Genomic DNA, 17,757 nt, shown 5'->3' on the forward strand with positions numbered 1-17,757 from the left:
GGTGGGTGGAACGGGAACGGAACGAACGAACAACGAAAAACTAGCGGCGTCCGCGTTGAAGGAACGCGACGACGATGATCACGAAGCCTTGGACAGCAGCGTTCAGGTACACGCTGATGATGCTGGTGAGGTTCAGGATGTTGCTGATGACCGAGAGCAGGATCGCGCCCACCACCGTGCCGGTGATGCTGCCCGCGCCGCCCTTGAGCGCGGTGCCGCCGACGATCACCGCGGCGATCGCTTCGAGCTCCCACAGCAGGCCCGTGGTCGGCGAGGCCGAGCCCAGGCGCGGCACGTACAGCAGCGTCGCGATGCCCACGCACACGCCGAGCAGCACGTAGGTGAGGATCTTCACGCGGTCGACGTCCACGGCCGCATAGCGCGCCACCTGCTCGTTGGAACCGATGGCCTGCACGTAGCGTCCGTAGGCCGTGCGGTTCAGGATGACGCCGCCGATGATCGCGACGATCACAAACACCCACACCGGCACCGGGATGCCTGCGAGGCTCGCGTAGTACACGGGCGCATAGAGGTCCGACAGCTCGTTGTCGAGCGTGAGCGCACCGCCATCGGCAAAGTACGTGAGGTAGGCGCGGAAGATGCCGAGCGTGCCCAGCGTCACGATGAAGGGCTCGATGCGCCCCTTGGTGATGAGCAGGCCGTGTGCCAGGCCGAACAGCGCGCCGAGCACCACGGCGAGCACCGCGCCCATCATCACTGCCATCAGCGGCGAGCCCGAGGCGGGACCGGCCCAGTTGATGAACATGATCACGCTGCCCGCGATGAGCGCGGCCATCGAACCCACCGACAGGTCGATGCCGCCCGAGATGATCACGAAGCACATGCCCACCGCGATGATGCCGATGAAGGCCGTGCGCGTGAGCACGTTCATCGCGTTGTCGACGGTGGCGAAGTCGCTGTTGAGCAGCGTGCCTGCGATGCACAGCAGCACGAGGCCGATGACCGGACCGAGGCCGTGCAGGCGCTCGGTCCAGCGCGGCTTGGCCTCGCTGCGATGCGCTGCTGCAGCAGTTGCTGCGGCCGCTTCAGGCTGCGGCGGAGGTGTCTGCGGTTCCGGTGGCATGAGCGATGAGCTCCTCTTCAGTCAGGTGGGTCGCGTCCAGCGTGGCAACGAGCCGGCCCGCGCGCATCACCGCGACGCGGTGGCACAGGCCGATCAGTTCCATCAGCTCGGACGAGACGACGATCACCGCGAGGCCTTCGCGGGCGAGTCGCTGGATCAGGAAATAGATGTCGCGCTTGGCGCCCACGTCGACGCCGCGCGTGGGCTCGTCGAGCACCACCACTTTCGGCTGCGGCTGCAGCACCTTGGCGAGCGCGAGCTTCTGCTGGTTGCCGCCCGACAGCGACGAGGCGCGCACGTCGAGCGAGCCGGTGCGGATGCCGTAGTCCTTCACCGCCTCGGCGAGCGCAATGCGTTCCGCGTCGGGCTTCAGCCAGGGCTGCGCATAGCGCTCCAGCGCCATCAGCGTGAGGTTCTGGCGCAGGCCGAAGTGCACGTGCAGGCCCTTGCCCTTGCGGTCTTCGCTGAGGTAGGTGAGGCCATGCTTGGCGGCATCGCGCGGGTTGCGCCAGCCCTTGCCGTGCGGCACGGGCTCGCCGCGCATCTCGACCGTGCCGCTCGCGGGGCGCAGCCCGAGCAGGCCTTCGAACAGTTCGGTGCGGCCCGCGCCGACAAGGCCCGCGAAGCCGAGGATCTCGCCGGGGCGCACCTCGAAGCTCGCGTCCTGCGCCCAGCCGGGCACGCTGAAGTTGCGCACGCGCAGGGCGGGTGCGTCGGCCGCCACGACGAGGTCGCGCGGCGGGTACAGGTCGGCCAGCTCGCGGCCCACCATGAGGTTGGCCATCTGCTGGCGCGAGACTTCGGGCGTGGGCGCGCGTGCCACGAAACGGCCGTCGCGCATCACGATCACCTCGTCGGTGACCTGCTCCACCTCGTCGAGCTTGTGCGAGATGTAGACGATGGTCACGCCGTCGGCGCGCAGCTGCGCGATGAGCTTGAACAGGCGCTCGGTCTCGCCGGGCGTGAGCGTGGCGGTGGGCTCGTCCATGACGAGCAGGCGCGCGCGGCGGGCGATGGCCTTCGCGATCTCGACGAGCTGCTTCTCGGCGACGATGAGCCGGCGCACCTTGGTGCGCGGGTCGATGGCCAGGCCGACGGCGGCGAGCGCGGCGCCGGCATCGCGTTCCATCGCGGCGTCGTCGAGCAGGAACCCCTTCTTTTTCTCGTGGCCGAGGAAGATGTTCTGCGCGACGCTGAGGTCTTCGGCGAGGTTGAACTCCTGGTGGATCAGCACGATGCCGAGCGCCTCGGCATCGCGCGAGCTCGTGAAGGTTTGCGGCTGGCCGTTGATGCGCAACGTGCCGCTGGTCAGCGACTCGTAGCCCGACAGGATCTTCATCAGCGTGGACTTGCCCGCGCCGTTCTCACCGAGCAGGCCGTACACGCGGCCCGGCGCGAGCGCGAAGCTCACGCCGTGCAGCACCTGCACGGGGCCGAAAGCCTTCACCACGGCATCGAACTCGACGGCCACGCTGCCCTTGTTGGTTTCCACGGCGGTCATGGAGCCACTCCTCGGGCCTTGAGCGTTTCCTGCATCGCCAGCACGCCCGCGCCGACGAGGCCGCCCTGCGTGCCCAGCGGCGTGTATTGAATCTCGAGGTGCCGCGTCGACAGCGCGAGCGAGCGTTGGTACACGCTCTGGCGCACCGCCGCGAGAAACAGCGGGCCGATGCGCGTGATGCCGCCGCCGATGAACACGTGCGACGGATTGAAGAAGTTGACGACCGACGCGAGCATCTGCCCGATGAGGCTGCCCGCGCGCTGGATGATGGCGTTGGCCGCCGGGTCGCCGCCGCGGCTGGCCTGCCCCACATCGAAGGCGTCGATGCGCCCGCGCGTGCGCAGGCATTCGGCGAGTGTTTCGCTTTCACCGGCTTCGGCCGCCTGCATCGCCATGCGCGTGATCGCAGGGCCGGCCGCCATCGCCTCGACGCAGCCGAGGTTGCCGCAATGGCAGCGCGGACCTTCCTGGTCGACGCAGATGTGGCCCACGTCGCCGGCCGAACCGGCGGCGCCGCGGTACACCTCGCCGTGGCAGACGATGCCGCAGCCAATGCCGGTGCCGATCTTGATCACGAGGAAATTCGAGAGCGAGCGACGCAGCCGCCACAGTTCGCCGAGCGCCATCAGGTTGACGTCGTTGTCGACGAACACCGGCGCGGCATAGTCCTCGCGCAGGTAGTCGCGGATCGAGAAGCTGTCCCACGCCGGCATGAGCGGCGGGTTCACGAGCTGGCCGATCTCGAAGTTGACCGGGCCGGGCACGCCGATGCCGATGCCCATGACGTTCCTGGCGCCCTGCCCGCAACGCGCGAGCAGTTCGCGCATGAGCACGCGCACACGGGCCAGCACCACGGCCGGGCCTTCGCGCACGTCGGCGGCTTCTTCATGCTGGGCCAGCACCGTGAGGTCGGGGCGCAGCACCGCGACGTCTAGGCTGGTGGCGCCGATGTCGATGCCGACGAGCACGCCGAGTTCGCCATTGAGCTGGAGGTTTTCGGCGCGCCGACCGCCCGAGGAGCGCTGCAGGCCGGCTTCGGCAAGCAGGCCTTGGTCGACGAGGCCGGCGATCAGGCCGTTGGCCTTGCTCTTGGAGAAGCCGAGCTGTTCGGCCATGGCATGGCGCGAGCCGCCGGCCGACCAGAAGGTCGATTCCAGCAACCGCATTTCGTCGGTCGTGATGCCGCTCCAGGGTGCCACGCGTTTGTCTCCGCTCTTTTTTGGAAAGGCGCCGGTCGAACGATCAGACGATCGGCCGCCGGGCGAAGGCGAATACTAGGAGCGCATCTTCAGCCGGGCAAGGCTTAACTTCGACCTATTTCAAACTAAACTCGCACACGATCTGGCGATCTGGAAAAGCCGGACGAAAAAAAGCCGCCCGGAGGCGGCTTTCTCTTGGCACCTGCCCGAAGGCAGCGGCTTGGATTTACTTCTTCTGGCGGTACTTGCGCAGCGCAGCGATCTGCGCAGCCATCACGGCCAGTTCCGACTGCGCCATCGCGATGTCGATGTCGCTCTTGGCGTTCTTCAGCGCTTCCTCGGCGGCCGCCTTGGCCTGGTTGGCCTTCTCGTCGTCGAGGTCCTTGCCGCGGATTGCGGTGTCGGACAGCACGGTGACGGCATCAGGCTGCACTTCGAGAATGCCGCCGGCCACGAAGACGAACTCTTCGCCGCCGTCGGCCGTTTCGATGCGCACGGCACCGGGGCGGATGCGCGTGATCAGCGGCGTGTGACGCGGATAGATGCCGAGCTCACCGGCTTCACCGGGCAGCGCGACGAACGTGGCTTCGCCCGAGAAGATCGACTCTTCCGCGCTGACCACGTCGACGTGAATGGTGTTGGCCATCTGAGTTCCCATGCCGCCTTAGGCGACCTTCTTGGCTTTTTCGAACGCTTCGTCGATCGTGCCCACCATGTAGAACGCTTGTTCCGGCAGGTGGTCGGCTTCGCCGTTGACGATCATCTTGAAACCACGGATGGTTTCGGCCAGTGACACGTACTTGCCGGGCGAACCGGTGAACACTTCGGCCACGTGGAACGGCTGCGACAGGAAACGCTGGATCTTGCGGGCGCGGGCCACGGCGAGCTTGTCGTCGGGGGCCAGTTCGTCCATGCCCAGAATCGCGATGATGTCGCGCAGTTCCTTGTAGCGCTGCAGGATGCCCTGCACGGCGCGGGCCACGTTGTAGTGCTCTTCACCGACCACGTTCGGGTCGAGCTGGCGCGAGGTCGAGTCCAGCGGGTCCACGGCGGGGTAGATACCGAGCGAAGCGATGTCACGCGACAGCACCACGGTCGAGTCCAAGTGGGCGAAGGTCGTGGCGGGCGACGGGTCGGTCAAGTCGTCGGCAGGAACGTAGACGGCCTGGATCGAGGTGATCGAGCCGACCTTGGTCGACGTGATCCGCTCTTGCAGACGGCCCATTTCCTCGGCCAGCGTCGGCTGGTAGCCCACGGCGGAAGGCATACGACCCAGCAGTGCCGACACTTCGGTACCGGCCAGCGTGTAACGGTAGATGTTGTCCACGAAGAACAGCACGTCACGGCCTTCGTCGCGGAACGACTCGGCGATGGTCAGGCCGGTCAGGGCCACGCGCAGACGGTTGCCCGGGGGCTCGTTCATCTGGCCGTAGACCATGGCGACCTTGGAGTCTTCGAGCTTCTCGAGGTTCACGACGCCGGAGTCGGCCATCTCGTGATAGAAGTCGTTGCCTTCACGGGTACGTTCGCCCACACCAGCGAACACCGACAGACCCGAGTGAGCCTTGGCGATGTTGTTGATGAGTTCCATCATGTTCACGGTCTTGCCCACGCCGGCACCACCGAACAGGCCCACCTTGCCGCCCTTGGCGAACGGGCACACCAGGTCGATCACCTTGATGCCGGTTTCCAGCAGGTCTTGCGACGGCGACAGTTCGTCGTACGCGGGAGCCTTGCGGTGGATGGAGGCGGTCAGCGTCTGGTCGACCGGACCACGCTCGTCGATGGGCGCGCCCAGCACGTCCATGATGCGGCCCAGCGTCGCCTTGCCCACGGGCACGGTGATGGGGGCTTGCGTGTTGGTCACGATCAGGCCGCGGCGCAGGCCGTCGGAAGAACCCAGCGCAATCGTGCGGACCACGCCGTCGCCGAGCTGCTGCTGGACTTCGAGCGTCAGTGCGCTGCCTTCGAACTTGAGGGCGTCGTAGATCTTGGGCATCTTGTCGCGCGGGAATTCCACGTCGACCACAGCGCCAATACACTGAACGATCTTGCCTTGAACTGCTTCTGCTTGAGCCATGTCTGCTCCGATAAAAATTTAAATCTGTTGAGGTCCGAAGGGCTCAGACACCGGCGGCCGCCGCAGCGCCCGAAACGATTTCCGAGAGCTCCTTGGTGATGCCGGCCTGGCGGGTCTTGTTGTAGACCAGCTTCAGCTCGCTGATCACATTGCCTGCGTTGTCGGTGGCAGCCTTCATGGCCACCATCCGCGCCGAATGCTCGGACGCCATGTTCTCTGCCACGGCCTGATAGACCAGCGACTCCACATAGCGGACCAGCAGCTCGTCGATCACGCTTTGCGCATCGGGCTCGTAGATGTAATCCCACGAATGCTGGCCTTCCTCGACTTTCAGCGAGTCTTCGGCCAGCGGCAGCAGCTGCTCGACGAGCGGCTCCTGCTTGATCGTGTTGATGAACTTCGTGTAGCACAGGTACACGGCCGAGAGCTTGCCTTCCGCGTAAGCGTCGAGCAGCGTCTTGACCGGGCCGATGAGCTTGTCCAGGTGCGGCGTGTCACCCAGGTGGGTGACATGCGCGACCACGCGGGCGCCGATGCGGTTCAGGAAGCCTAGGCCCTTGCTGCCGATGGCGACCGACTCGATCGCCACGCCTGCAGCCTGCGCTTCGCGCAGCTTGGCCGTCACGGCGCGCAGCAGGTTGGTGTTCAAGCCACCGCACAGGCCCTTGTCGCTCGTCACGATGATGAAGCCGATCGCCTTGGCGTCGTTCTTCTTCATGAAGGCGTGCGTGTACTCGGGATTCGCCTTGCCAAGGTTCGCCGCAATGTTGCGGATCTTCTCGCTGTAGGGGCGGGCGGCACGCATGCGCTCTTGCGCCTTGCGCATCTTGGAAACCGAGACCATTTCCATGGCCTTGGTGATCTTCTTGGTGTTTTCCACCGATTTGATCTTGCCGCGGATTTCCTTACCAGCTGCCATATGAACTCCTTCTTGCGTCGGTCAAGGGGTCGATCAGGCGAACGACTTCTTGAACGAGGTGGCGGCGGCCAGCAGTTCGGCTTCGGCGTCCTGGCAAACCTTCTTGAAAGCCTGCTTTTCTGCGCTGTCGTCCGGCTTGGCGGGCTTGACGTCCCACTTGGCACCATTCTTTTCCATGGTCTCGAGCAGGGCGGCGTGGCTCGTCTTCAGCAGCTGATGGAAACCGTGTTCGAACGGGAGCACCTTCTTGACGTCGATGTCGTCCATGAAGCCCTTGTTCACTGCGAACAGCGTGGCATTCATCAGCGAGATCGGCAGCGGGCTGTACTGGGTCTGCTTGAGCAGTTCCGTCACGCGCGCACCGCGGTCGAGTTGCTTGCGGGTCGCTTCGTCGAGGTCGGAAGCGAACTGCGCGAACGCGGCCAGTTCACGGTACTGGGCCAGGTCGGTACGGATACCGCCCGACTGGTTCTTGATCAGGTTGGTCTGCGCCGACGAACCCACGCGCGACACCGAGATACCGGCGTTGATGGCGGGGCGGATGCCGGCGTTGAACAGGCTGGTTTCCAGGAAGATCTGGCCGTCGGTGATCGAGATCACGTTGGTCGGAACGAAGGCGGACACGTCGCCAGCTTGCGTTTCGATGATCGGCAGTGCGGTCAGCGAGCCGGTCTTGCCCTTGACTTCACCCTTGGTGAAGGCTTCGACGTAGTCGGCGTTCACGCGGGCTGCGCGCTCGAGCAGACGGCTGTGGAGATAGAACACGTCGCCGGGGTAGGCTTCGCGGCCTGGCGGGCGGCGCAGCAGCAGCGACACCTGACGGTAGGCCACGGCTTGCTTGGACAGGTCGTCATAGACGATCAGGGCGTCCTGGCCGCGGTCGCGGAAGTACTCGCCCATCGTGCAGCCCGAATAGGCCGACACGTACTGCATGGCAGCCGATTCGGAGGCCGATGCGGCCACGACGATGGTGTAGTCCATCGCGCCGGCTTGTTCCAGCGAGCGCACCACGTTCTTGATCGACGAAGCCTTCTGGCCGATCGCAACGTAGACGCAGGTCATGTTCTGACCCTTCTGGTTGATGATCGCGTCGATCGCCACGGCGGTCTTGCCGGTCTGGCGGTCGCCGATGATCAGCTCGCGCTGGCCACGGCCGACGGGCACCATGGAGTCGATCGACTTCAGGCCGGTCTGCATCGGCTGGTCGACGGACTTCCGTGCGATCACGCCGGGAGCGACCTTTTCGATCACGTCGGTCATCTTGGCGTTGATCGGACCCTTGCCGTCGATCGGCTGGCCCAGTGCGTTCACCACGCGGCCGATGAGCTCGGGGCCCACGGGCACTTCCAGGATGCGGCCCGTGCACTTCACGGTGTCGCCTTCGGAGATGTGCTCGTACTCGCCCAGAATCACGGCGCCGACCGAGTCGCGCTCGAGGTTCAGCGCCAGGCCGAACGACGGCGTGCCGTCAGCCGTGGGCGGGAACTCGAGCATTTCGCCCTGCATCGCGTCCGACAGGCCGTGCACGCGCACGATGCCGTCGGTCACCGAGACCACGGTGCCCTGGTTGCGGATGTCGGCGCTGACGCCAAGGCCTTCGATACGGCTCTTGATCAGTTCGGAAATTTCTGCGGGATTGAGTTGCATGACTCTTTCCTTCTTTCAATAAATAGGGCCAACCGCGGCTCGCCGCCTCAGGCGGTGAGCGCTGCTTTCATTTGTTCGAGACGCGCCTTGACGGAGGTGTCGAGGACTTCGTCCCCCACCACCACACGGATGCCGCCGATCAGCGAAGGATCGGATTCCACACGCGTGTTCAGCGGACGACCGAAACGGCGCTGCAGCGCCGCGCCGACTTCGGCGAGACTCGCCGCGTCGATCGGGAAGGCGCTGTAGATCACCGCGTCGGACGTGCCGCCCTTGGCGTTCTTGAGCTCGCGGTACTGGGCCGCGACTTCGGGCAATGCAGCGAGCCGGCCGTTGTCGATCACCGTGCGCAGGAAGTTCTTGCCGGCGTTCGGCAAGGCTTGCGGCAGGAGGCCGGAAATCAGGTCGAAGACCTGTTCCTGCGACACCTTCGGGTCGGCAGCGAACTGCAGGAGCTGGGGATCGGCAGCGAGGGCGGCCAGCTGGCCGATCCAGCCGGCCGTGCCTTCGAGGTCGCTCGAAGTAGCCTCGAAGAGCGCGTCCGCGTAGGGGCGGGCAATGGTCGCAAGTTCGGCCATATCGTCCTCAGAGCTCGGTCTTCAGGCGCTGGAGCAGGTCGGCGTGGACACCGGCATTGACTTCCTTGCGGAGAATCTGCTCGGCACCCTTGACGGCCAGTGCTGCAACCTGCTCACGCAGGGCTTCACGGGCACGCACGGACTGCTGTTCGGCTTCGGCGTGCGCGTCGGCCACGATCTTGTTGGCCTCCACAGTTGCACGGCCCTTGGCCTCTTCGATGATCTGCTGGGCGCGGCGCTCGGCATCGGCCAGGCGGCTGGTGGTCTCGTTGCGAGACTGAACCAGTTCCTGCTCGACGCGCTGGTTGGCGGAAGCGAGTTCAGCCTTGGCCTTCTCGGCGGCCGCCAGGCCCGCAGCGATCTTTTGTGCGCGTTCATCCAAGGCCTTTGCGATGGGCGGCCACACGAATTTCATCGTGAACAGCACCAGCAGCAAGAAGACGATGGCCTGAACGAACAGGGTCGCGTTGATACTCACGGCAACACCTTTCTGGAGTGGCGTTGAACCGGCTTACTTGGGCAGGTTGGCCAGCAGGGTCGCGGCGAACGGGTTGGCGAAGGCGAACAGCAGAGCGATGGCCACGCCGATCAGGAAAGCCGCGTCGATCAGACCCGCCAAGATGAACATCTTGGTCTGCAGGTCGTTCATCAGCTCAGGTTGACGGGCCGACGATTCCAGGAACTTGCCACCCATCAGCGCGATGCCGATGGAAGCACCGATGGCGCCGAGACCGACGATCAGACCACAAGCGAGAGCGACGAGACCGAGAATGTTTTCCATGATGATGACTCCTTAGAACAGATTTAAAGCAAACGAAAAGAAAAAGGGAAACTCAATGCGCCTCATGCGCCTGGCCCAGATAGATCAGGGTCAGCATCATGAAGATGAAAGCCTGCAGCGTGATCACCAGGATGTGGAAGATCGCCCAGACAGTGCCGGCAATGATGTGCCCGATGGGCAGCAACACACCGGAGAACGAGGCCGCCATGGCACCGCCCATGAGGGCGATGAGCATGAAGACGAGCTCGCCTGCATACATGTTGCCGAACAACCGCATGCCGTGTGAAACCGTCTTGGCCAGGTACTCGATGACCTGCATCAGCAGGTTGATGGGCCACAGCAGCGGGTGGGCACCGAAGGGCGCAGTGATCAGCTCGTGGCCCCAGCCGCCCAGGCCCTTGACCTTGACGCTGTAGAACAGGCACAGGAGCAGCACGGAAGTCGAAAGACCGAGCGTGGTCGAGAGGTCGGCGGTCGGCACGGCACGCATGTAGGCGTGGTGCGGATCGTGGCCCATGGCCGAATACACCTGGGTCCAGATGGCCGGCAGCAGGTCGACCGGCAGCATGTCCATCGCGTTCAGCAGGAAGATCCAGACGAACACGGTGAGCGCCAGCGGGGCAATGAACTTGCGGCTCGCGGCGTTGTGGATGTTGGCCTTGGCCTGGTTGTCGACCATCTCGACCAGGATTTCGACCGCCGCCTGGAAACGGCCAGGCACGCCGGGCGTTGCCTTGCGGGCAGCCAGCCACAGCACGAAGCAGCCCAATGCGCCAACGATCAGCGCGTAGAGCACCGAGTCGAGGTTGATGACGTTGAAGTCAACAATGGCGGATTGAACGACGGGCTTGAGGCTCCAGTCGACTTGCCAGTGCTGGAGGTGGTGAACGATGTATTCACTCGCGGTCGGGGCGTGTCCTTCGGCGGCCATCTTTCAGCGTCTCTCTTCCAAAACAGTCAAATCCGGTTCAAAAATTTGGGCCGCACCAACAGTGCCACCCAGTACATCTTCATGGCGACCACCACGCCAGCCACCATGGCCAGCCAGACGAGCCCCCCGATCAGCCACGGCGCCGCGGCCAGCAAGGCTACGGTCAACGCGATCTTGATCATCTCCCATACAAAAAACCTCAACATGACAGCCTGCGACGGCATGCCCGGCTTGCGCCGGACACCGCGGACAAACAAGGCCGCGGGGATCGCTACTGTCATGGCTCCGTAAAACGCCGAGATTGCAGCCTCGGATCGCGCCGTCCAGATCCACGCCAGGCAAGCCACCACCACACCTGCAGCCACTTGGGCTGCGATCACCCACCAGGGTGACAGCTCGGGGTTTTGCTCGCGCAACTTCTGGGCCTCTTCGGCCGTCAGTGGCTTGAAATCGGATTCTTCGGCGTCAACCTCAGGGACAGGGGCGTTGGTTGTCATTCGAATGCACCCCGTGTTTGTCCCCGGAGAATTTTACAAAGCCATTGATTATAAGTAAAACCTAGCGGGGTCCCGACATAACGTGACACTTCGTCCACAGTTCTGCACCGAGTGTGGCGTCCGCCCATAATTTGCGGATGCAAGACATCACCTCGGCACTGCCCGACACGCCGTGTTTTCTCAACGGCGAATTCACCCCGCTGCGCGACGCGAAGATCAGCGTCCTCGACCGCGGCTTCATCTTCGGCGACGGCATCTACGAAGTCATCCCTGTGTACTTCGGAGTGCCCTTCTGCTTCGACGAGCACATCGCGCGCCTCGAGCGTTCGCTGGCTGAGTTGCAGATCGACAACCCCTACTCGCGCGACGAATGGCGCGCCATTGCGGTGCAGCTCACGGCACCGCTGGGCCATGCACCGCAGGCGATCTACTTCCAGGTCTCGCGCGGTGTCGCACCGCGCGATCACGTGATGGTGCGCGGCCTGCGCCCCACGGTGTTCGCGATGGTGAACCCCCTGCCGCCGGTGGCCGATGCGGTGCGCGCCAAGGGCGTGACCTGCGTCACGACCGACGATTTCCGCTGGCAGAAGGCCCACATCAAGAGCACCAGCCTGCTGGGCGCGGTGCTCGCACGGCAGATCAGCGTCGAGGCCGGCGCGACCGAAACCGTGATGTTCCGAGGCGACTCGCTCAGCGAGGCCTCGTCGAGCAATGTGTGGATCGTCAAGGACGGCACGCTCATCGGCCCACCGAAAGACAACCTCGTGCTGACCGGCATCCGCTACGGCCTGCTCGAGCGCCTGTGCCAGGACAGCGGCATTCCCTTTGCGCTGCGGCGCGTGTCGCGTGACGAAGTGTTCGGCGCCGATGAGCTGCTGCTGTCCTCAGCCACCAAAGAGGTGCTGCCCGTCACCACGCTCGACGGCCAGACCATTGGCAATGGCCGTCCCGGCCCCATCTACCAGAGCTTGTATGCCGCCTACCAACAGGCCAAGCAACGCAACGCTGAGAGGCCAGGAGCCCTTGCATGACCGACAACACCACGCCCCCGACCAACACCAACGACACCACCGACGACACGACCCCGATCCCCGACCCGCGCAAGGAGTCGCTGATCGAGTACCCCTCGCAGTTCCCGATCAAGGTCATGGGTGCCAAGACCGACGGCCTGGTGCACGCCATCACGCAGATCGCCGAACGCTTCGACCCGAACTTCGACGCCACCACCGTCGAGCTGCGCGACAGCAAGGCCGGCAACTACCTGGGCGTGACCATCACCGTCACGGCCACCAGCCGCGAACAGCTCGACGACCTGTACCGCGCCCTGTCGTCGCACCCGTCGGTCAAGGTCGTTCTTTGACCATCGAAGCGCAGTCGCTCGGCCGGGCCGACTACCTCGCCACCTATGCGGCGATGCAGCGCTTCACGCAGGAGCGCACGCCCGAGAGCCCCGACGCGCTATGGATTTGCGAGCACGACCCGGTATTCACCCAAGGGCTGGCGGGCAAGACTGACCACATCCTGGCCCCCGGCCCGATCCCGGTCGTGCAGACCGACCGCGGCGGGCAGGTCACCTTCCACGGCCCCGGCCAGGTGGTGGCCTACCCGCTCATCGACCTGCGGCGCGCCGGCTACTACGTCAAGGAATACGTCTACCGCATCGAGGAATCGGTGCTGCGCACGCTCGCCCATTTCGGCGTGACCGGCCACCGCGTGCCCGGCGCCCCGGGCATCTACGTGCGCCTGGACGACCCGTTCTCGCACGCAGCACTCACCGGCCCGATGCCCGGCGCCGACCCGTTCCGGGGCCTGGGCAAGATCGCCGCGCTGGGCATCAAGGTGAGCCGTCACGCCACTTACCACGGTGTGTCGCTCAATGTCGCGATGGACCTCGAACCCTTCTCGCGCATCAACCCTTGCGGCTACGCGGGGCTGAAAACGGTCGACCTTTCTACAATCGGCGTCCAAACCACATGGGAAGAAGCTGCCGGCGTGCTGGGCCAGAAGCTCATCACCTTCCTGGCACCTTAGCAATCCAATGAGCACCACCGAAGTCGTCCCGTCCCCCGTAGTGAGAGAGGCCCAGAGCGCCGAAAACTACAACCCCCTGGCCAAGCAGAAGGCCGCGGCCAAGCTGTCGCGCATCCCCGTCAAGGTGGTGCAGACCGGCGAAGTGCTCAAGAAGCCCGAGTGGATCCGCGTCAAGGCCGGCAGCCCCACCACGCGCTTCTACGAAATCAAGCAGATCCTGCGTGAAAGCAACCTGCACACGGTCTGCGAAGAAGCCTCGTGCCCGAACATCGGCGAATGCTTCGGCAACGGCACGGCCACCTTCATGATCATGGGCGACAAGTGCACGCGCCGCTGCCCGTTCTGCGACGTGGGCCACGGCCGCCCCGACCCGCTGGACAAGGACGAGCCGCTCAACCTGGCCAAGACCATCGCCAAGCTGCGCCTGAAGTACGTGGTGATCACCAGCGTCGACCGCGACGACCTGCGCGACGGCGGCAGCCAGCACTTCGTCGACTGCATCACGAACATCCGCGAGCTCTCGCCGATGACGCAGATCGAGATCCTCGTGCCCGACTTCCGCGGCCGCGACGACCGCGCCCTCGAGATCCTCAAGGCCGCGCCGCCGGACGTGATGAACCACAACCTCGAGACCGCGCCGCGCCTGTACAAGGAAGCGCGTCCGGGCAGCGACTACCAGTTCAGCCTGAACCTGCTGAAGAAGTTCAAGGCGCTGCACCCGAAGGTGCCGACCAAGAGCGGCATCATGGTCGGCCTGGGCGAGACCGACGAAGAGATCCTGCAGGTGATGCGCGACATGCGCGCCCACGACATCGACATGCTGACCATCGGCCAGTACCTGTCGCCGTCGGGCTCGCACCTGCCGGTGCGCCGCTACGTGCACCCCGACACCTTCAAGATGTTCGAGGAAGAGGCCTACAAGATGGGCTTCAGCCACGCGGCCGTGGGCGCCATGGTGCGCTCCAGCTACCACGCCGACCAGCAGGCGCACGCCGCCGGCGTCTGACGACGCCCCGCCCGACCGCCCGCCACGCACGGGCCTCGGCGCACTCCCTCTCTCCCTGACCTCGTACCGCAGCCGTTTCCGAACGGCCGCGGCGACGGTCCTGCGCGCCCGCCGCACCATCCAAAAAACTGATTAGAACCTCCGAGGGGGCGTTGTTGCATAACCCTGCCGGAGTGGCCTCCGATCGTGGTTAGGCTAGGCTAGACAGATGAGCAAGCCACCGCGGGCGAAGTACCGCACGACGAACTGGAGTGAGTACAACGCGGCGCTCAAGCGCAGGGGATCATTGATGGTTTGGCTCGATGCCGACCTTCAATGGCAGGCTCCTGCCAGTGGTCGCTCAGGCCGGCCCGCTGTGTTCAGCGATGCTGCGATCCAGTTCTGCCTGACCTTGAAGTGCATGTTCGGGCTGGGCCTGCGCCAGGCGACGGGCCTGGCCGAGAGCCTGATCAAGTTGGCCCACTTGGACTGGGCCGTGCCCGACTACAGCACCTTGTCGCGGCGTCAGAAGACATTGAGTGTGGCCATTGCCACGCGCCGCAGCAGCGCGGGCCTACACCTGCTGATCGACAGCACCGGCGTGAAGATGCTGGGCGAAGGCGAATGGAAGACGAAGAAGCACGGTGCCGACTACCGCCGGCAGTGGCGCAAGGTGCACCTGGGCATTGATGCACAGACGCTGGAGATCCGCGCCATCGAGATCACGGACAACGCCATTGGCGATGCGCCGATGCTGCCGCAGTTGCTGGCGCAGATTCCTGCGGACGAACAACTGCATTCGGTGAGCGCCGATGGTGCCTATGACACCAAAGCGTGCCACGAGGCAATCGCCAGTCGGCAGGCTGCGGCGATCATCCCCACACGCAAGAACGCCAAGCCTTGGGCGGATGGCAAAGCTGGGGCGCAGGCAAGAAACGAAATCCTGAGGGCGACACGCAAGCTTGGTCGTTCAATCTGGAAGAAGTGCAGCGGCTATCACCGCCGCAGCCTGGTGCAGACCAAGATGGGGTGCTTCAAGAGACTGGGCGAGCGCGTGATGGCACGGGACTTCCAGAGGCAGGTGACCGAGCTACAGGTACGGGCATCGATCCTCAACAGGTTCACCAGTCTGGGAACGCCTGAGACTGTGCGCGTGGCATAGCTGCGTCTTGGGTAAGGGGAGGCTCGCCCTGAATTCGGGTTATGCAACAGCGCCGTGGCGCGGGCGTCGAGCGGCTGGTGCTCACCGCGTCGGGTGGGCCGTTCCTGCACCGTCCGCTCGAAGCGCTGGACCGGGTCACGCCCGACGAGGCCTGCGCGCATCCCACCTGGCGCATGGGCCGCAAGATCTCGGTCGATTCAGCGACGATGATGAACAAGGGGCTCGAAACCATCGAGGCACGCTGGCTGTTCGCGATGCCGCCCGAGCGCATCGAAGTGGTGATCCACCCGCAGAGCGTGATCCATTCGATGGTGGCCTATGCCGACCAGTCGGTGCTGGCACAGCTGGGGCGCCCCGACATGCGAACGCCGATCGCGCATGCGCTGGCGTGGCCCGAGCGCATCGACTCGGGCGTGGCGCCGTTGGACTTCCTGCAGCTCGCCCATCTGAGCTTCGCAGCACCCGAGCTGAAACACTTTCCCTGCCTGCGCCTGGCGCTGGAGGTGCTGCGCAGCGGCTGTGCGGCGAGCGTCACGCTCAATGCGGCGAACGAAGCGGCGGTCGATGCGTTCCTGAACGGGCGCCTGCGCTACACCGACATTGCGCACGTGGTGGAAGACTGCCTGCAGCACGCGCCCTCGTCTGCGCTCGAGAGCCTCGACGACATCCTCGCGGCCGACGCGCAGGCGCGCGTGCTGGCGGCTCAGGCGATCCAGCGTGCGGCGGTGCGATCTGCATCGCCTGTGGTTGCGCTGTCCGTGTCGACCACCTTGGACGAAGGCATTGGCGCGCGGCTGTAGCGCGACAGCCACTTGGCCGCCACGGCCAGCGCCATGGGCGGTGGGGTCTCACGCACGGCGCGCGACGCGCCATGCGCCTCGTGCGCCGCGCCGGTCACCATGGCAGCGAGTAGGTCTTGGTGTTGGTGAAACTCTTCATGGCTTCGAGCACGCCCTCCTTGTAGCCCAGGCCCGAGTCCTTGATGCCGCCGAAGGGCGTGAGCTCCAGGCGGTAGCCCGGCACCTCGCGCACATTGACACTGCCCACGTTCAGCTCGCGGATGAAACGCGTGATGTAGTCCAGCCGGTTGGTGCAGATCGATGACGACAGGCCGTAGGCCGTGCCGTTCGAGATGCGGATCGCCTCGTCGATGTTCTTGAAGCGGATCACCGGCGACACGGGGCCGAAGGTCTCCTGCTTGGCGACGGTCATCTCGGGATCGACGTGGTCGAGCACGGTGGGCGAGTACAGCGCACCGCGGCGTTCGTTGCCGTACAGGAGCTTGGCGCCGGCTGCGATGGCTTCGTTGACCACGGCCTCGAATTGCTTCGCAGCCGCTTCGTCGATCACGGTGCCCATGTCAGTGTCCGGGTCCATCGGGTCACCGTACTTCAGCGCGCGGGTCTTCTCGACCAGCAGCTCGACAAAGCGATCGGCCACCGACTCGTGCACCAGCATGCGTTTGACTGCCGTGCAACGCTGGCCCGAGTTCTTGTAAGAACCATTGGCAGCGAGCGTGGCCGCCTCCTCAATGTCCGCGTCTTCCATCACGATGATCGGGTCGTTGCCGCCCAGCTCCAGAATCTGGCGCTTGTAGGTGGCCTTGCCCGCGATGTACTTGCCGATGGGCACGCCGCCCGTGAAGGTGACGAGGTCGACTTCGGCATTGGTCAGCAGCTCGTCGGCGATCTCCTTGGGGTCGCCCGTGAGCACCGACAGCATCTGCGGCGGCAGTCCTGCTTCGTACAGGATGTCGGCCAGCAGGAAGGCCGTGAGCGGCGTCTTCTCGCTGGGTTTCAGCACGATGCGGTTGTTGGTCGCAATGGCCGGCGCCACCTTGTGGATCACCTGGTTCAGCGGATGGTTGAACGGCGTGATGGCGGTGATGGCGCCCAACAGCGGCTCGCGCATCGTGTAGACCTTGCGGCTCTTGCCGTGGTGCGTGAGGTCGCACGAGAACACCTGGCCGTCGTCGACCAGCGCCTGGTTGGCGGCGAACAGCAGCACGTCGGAGGCGCGGCCCACTTCGTACAGCGAGTCCTTGCGCGACAGGCCCGATTCGAGCGTGATGGTGCGCGACATTTCATCCAGGCGCGAAGCGATGATCTCGCCGGCGCGCATGAGGATCTTGTAGCGCTCGTAGCGCGTGAGCGTGGGCTTGTAGTCGCGGGCGATGCGCAAGGCGTTGCGCACGTCGTCCAGCGTGGCCTTGGGCACGGTGGCGATCACCTCGCCGGTGTACGGGTAGGTGACGTCGATGGTGCGGTCGCGGTGGACTTTCTCGCCGGCGATGCGCAGCGCTTCGCGGTACACGGTGCCGGGCTTCAGGGCGGAATGGTCAGACTTGCTCATGGAATGCTCC

The 17,757-nt window shown here is 64.9% G+C and carries 18 protein-coding genes and 1 pseudogene; 6 read left to right on the forward strand and 13 right to left on the reverse strand.

Annotated elements, in window-relative coordinates; translation table 11 throughout:
* Positions 1-40 precede the first annotated feature (40 nt).
* From IG196_RS27855 to IG196_RS27910, 12 genes are all read right to left on the reverse strand, one after another.
* Positions 41-1,084, reverse strand: coding sequence for an ABC transporter permease (locus IG196_RS27855; RefSeq protein ID WP_101493832.1), 1,044 nt, complete (start codon positions 1,082-1,084; stop codon positions 41-43).
* Entirely contained in the window at positions 1,047-2,585 is a 1,539-nt protein-coding gene (locus IG196_RS27860; protein WP_192193890.1) for a sugar ABC transporter ATP-binding protein, read from the reverse strand. The genes IG196_RS27855 and IG196_RS27860 overlap by 38 nt, the downstream gene beginning before the upstream one ends.
* Entirely contained in the window at positions 2,582-3,751 is a 1,170-nt protein-coding gene (locus tag IG196_RS27865) for an ROK family protein (RefSeq protein ID WP_153285914.1), read from the reverse strand. Before IG196_RS27865 ends, IG196_RS27860 begins: the two co-directional genes overlap by 4 nt.
* Positions 3,752-4,010: 259 nt before the next feature.
* Positions 4,011-4,430 (reverse strand): F0F1 ATP synthase subunit epsilon, encoded by a 420-nt coding sequence (locus IG196_RS27870; RefSeq protein WP_056576453.1) that lies wholly within the window; start codon positions 4,428-4,430, stop codon positions 4,011-4,013.
* Positions 4,431-4,448: 18 nt separating this feature from the next.
* Positions 4,449-5,864 (reverse strand): F0F1 ATP synthase subunit beta, encoded by a 1,416-nt coding sequence (atpD, locus tag IG196_RS27875; RefSeq protein ID WP_099793418.1) that lies wholly within the window; start codon positions 5,862-5,864, stop codon positions 4,449-4,451.
* Between the two features lie 43 nt (positions 5,865-5,907).
* Positions 5,908-6,783 carry a F0F1 ATP synthase subunit gamma gene (gene atpG / locus IG196_RS27880; RefSeq protein ID WP_153281816.1) on the reverse strand — a complete coding sequence of 292 codons (876 nt, stop codon included), beginning with the start codon at positions 6,781-6,783 and terminating at the stop codon, positions 5,908-5,910.
* 33 nt (positions 6,784-6,816) lie between these two features.
* Positions 6,817-8,430, reverse strand: a complete 1,614-nt coding sequence (gene atpA, locus IG196_RS27885; protein ID WP_101493835.1) for a F0F1 ATP synthase subunit alpha — start codon at positions 8,428-8,430, stop codon at positions 6,817-6,819.
* A gap of 47 nt (positions 8,431-8,477) precedes the next feature.
* On the reverse strand, positions 8,478-9,008 hold the full coding sequence (locus IG196_RS27890) for a F0F1 ATP synthase subunit delta (protein ID WP_192193891.1): 531 nt from the start codon (positions 9,006-9,008) through the stop codon (positions 8,478-8,480).
* Between the two features lie 7 nt (positions 9,009-9,015).
* The gene (locus IG196_RS27895) at positions 9,016-9,486 is read right to left on the reverse strand and encodes a F0F1 ATP synthase subunit B (RefSeq protein WP_062480176.1); all 471 of its coding nucleotides are present in this window, start codon (positions 9,484-9,486) and stop codon (positions 9,016-9,018) included.
* 33 nt (positions 9,487-9,519) lie between these two features.
* Positions 9,520-9,789, reverse strand: coding sequence for a F0F1 ATP synthase subunit C (atpE, locus tag IG196_RS27900; protein ID WP_056576471.1), 270 nt, complete (start codon positions 9,787-9,789; stop codon positions 9,520-9,522).
* Between the two features lie 52 nt (positions 9,790-9,841).
* The gene (gene atpB / locus IG196_RS27905; RefSeq protein WP_101493837.1) at positions 9,842-10,720 is read right to left on the reverse strand and encodes a F0F1 ATP synthase subunit A; all 879 of its coding nucleotides are present in this window, start codon (positions 10,718-10,720) and stop codon (positions 9,842-9,844) included.
* A gap of 26 nt (positions 10,721-10,746) precedes the next feature.
* Positions 10,747-11,217, reverse strand: a complete 471-nt coding sequence (locus tag IG196_RS27910; protein ID WP_056576477.1) for an ATP synthase subunit I — start codon at positions 11,215-11,217, stop codon at positions 10,747-10,749.
* Positions 11,218-11,354: 137 nt separating this feature from the next.
* On the opposite strand from IG196_RS27910, the gene IG196_RS27915 reads away from it, so the two are divergent.
* The 6 genes and pseudogenes from IG196_RS27915 to IG196_RS27940 all read left to right on the forward strand — a co-directional run.
* Entirely contained in the window at positions 11,355-12,248 is an 894-nt protein-coding gene (locus IG196_RS27915) for a D-amino acid aminotransferase (RefSeq protein ID WP_192193892.1), read from the forward strand.
* On the forward strand, positions 12,245-12,577 hold the full coding sequence (locus IG196_RS27920; protein WP_192193893.1) for a YbeD family protein: 333 nt from the start codon (positions 12,245-12,247) through the stop codon (positions 12,575-12,577). Before IG196_RS27915 ends, IG196_RS27920 begins: the two co-directional genes overlap by 4 nt.
* Positions 12,574-13,248: a lipoyl(octanoyl) transferase LipB gene (gene lipB, locus IG196_RS27925; protein WP_101493840.1), complete on the forward strand. Its 675-nt coding sequence runs from the start codon at positions 12,574-12,576 to the stop codon at positions 13,246-13,248. Before IG196_RS27920 ends, lipB begins: the two co-directional genes overlap by 4 nt.
* Before the next feature lie 7 nt (positions 13,249-13,255).
* The gene (lipA, locus tag IG196_RS27930) at positions 13,256-14,254 is read left to right on the forward strand and encodes a lipoyl synthase (protein WP_192193894.1); all 999 of its coding nucleotides are present in this window, start codon (positions 13,256-13,258) and stop codon (positions 14,252-14,254) included.
* A gap of 208 nt (positions 14,255-14,462) precedes the next feature.
* Positions 14,463-15,395, forward strand: a complete 933-nt coding sequence (locus tag IG196_RS27935) for an IS5 family transposase (RefSeq protein ID WP_192193895.1) — start codon at positions 14,463-14,465, stop codon at positions 15,393-15,395.
* 50 nt (positions 15,396-15,445) lie between these two features.
* Positions 15,446-16,087: pseudogene (locus IG196_RS27940) on the forward strand (1-deoxy-D-xylulose-5-phosphate reductoisomerase); the annotation flags it as partial.
* A gap of 202 nt (positions 16,088-16,289) precedes the next feature.
* Here IG196_RS27940 and phnY read toward each other — a convergent pair.
* A complete protein-coding gene (gene phnY, locus IG196_RS27945; RefSeq protein ID WP_192193897.1) occupies positions 16,290-17,747 on the reverse strand; it encodes a phosphonoacetaldehyde dehydrogenase in 1,458 nt (485 codons plus the stop codon).
* Positions 17,748-17,757: the final 10 nt, after the last annotated feature.

The sequence above is a fragment of the Variovorax sp. 38R genome, from assembly GCF_014843395.1.
GTDB lineage: Bacteria > Pseudomonadota > Gammaproteobacteria > Burkholderiales > Burkholderiaceae_C > Variovorax > Variovorax paradoxus_H.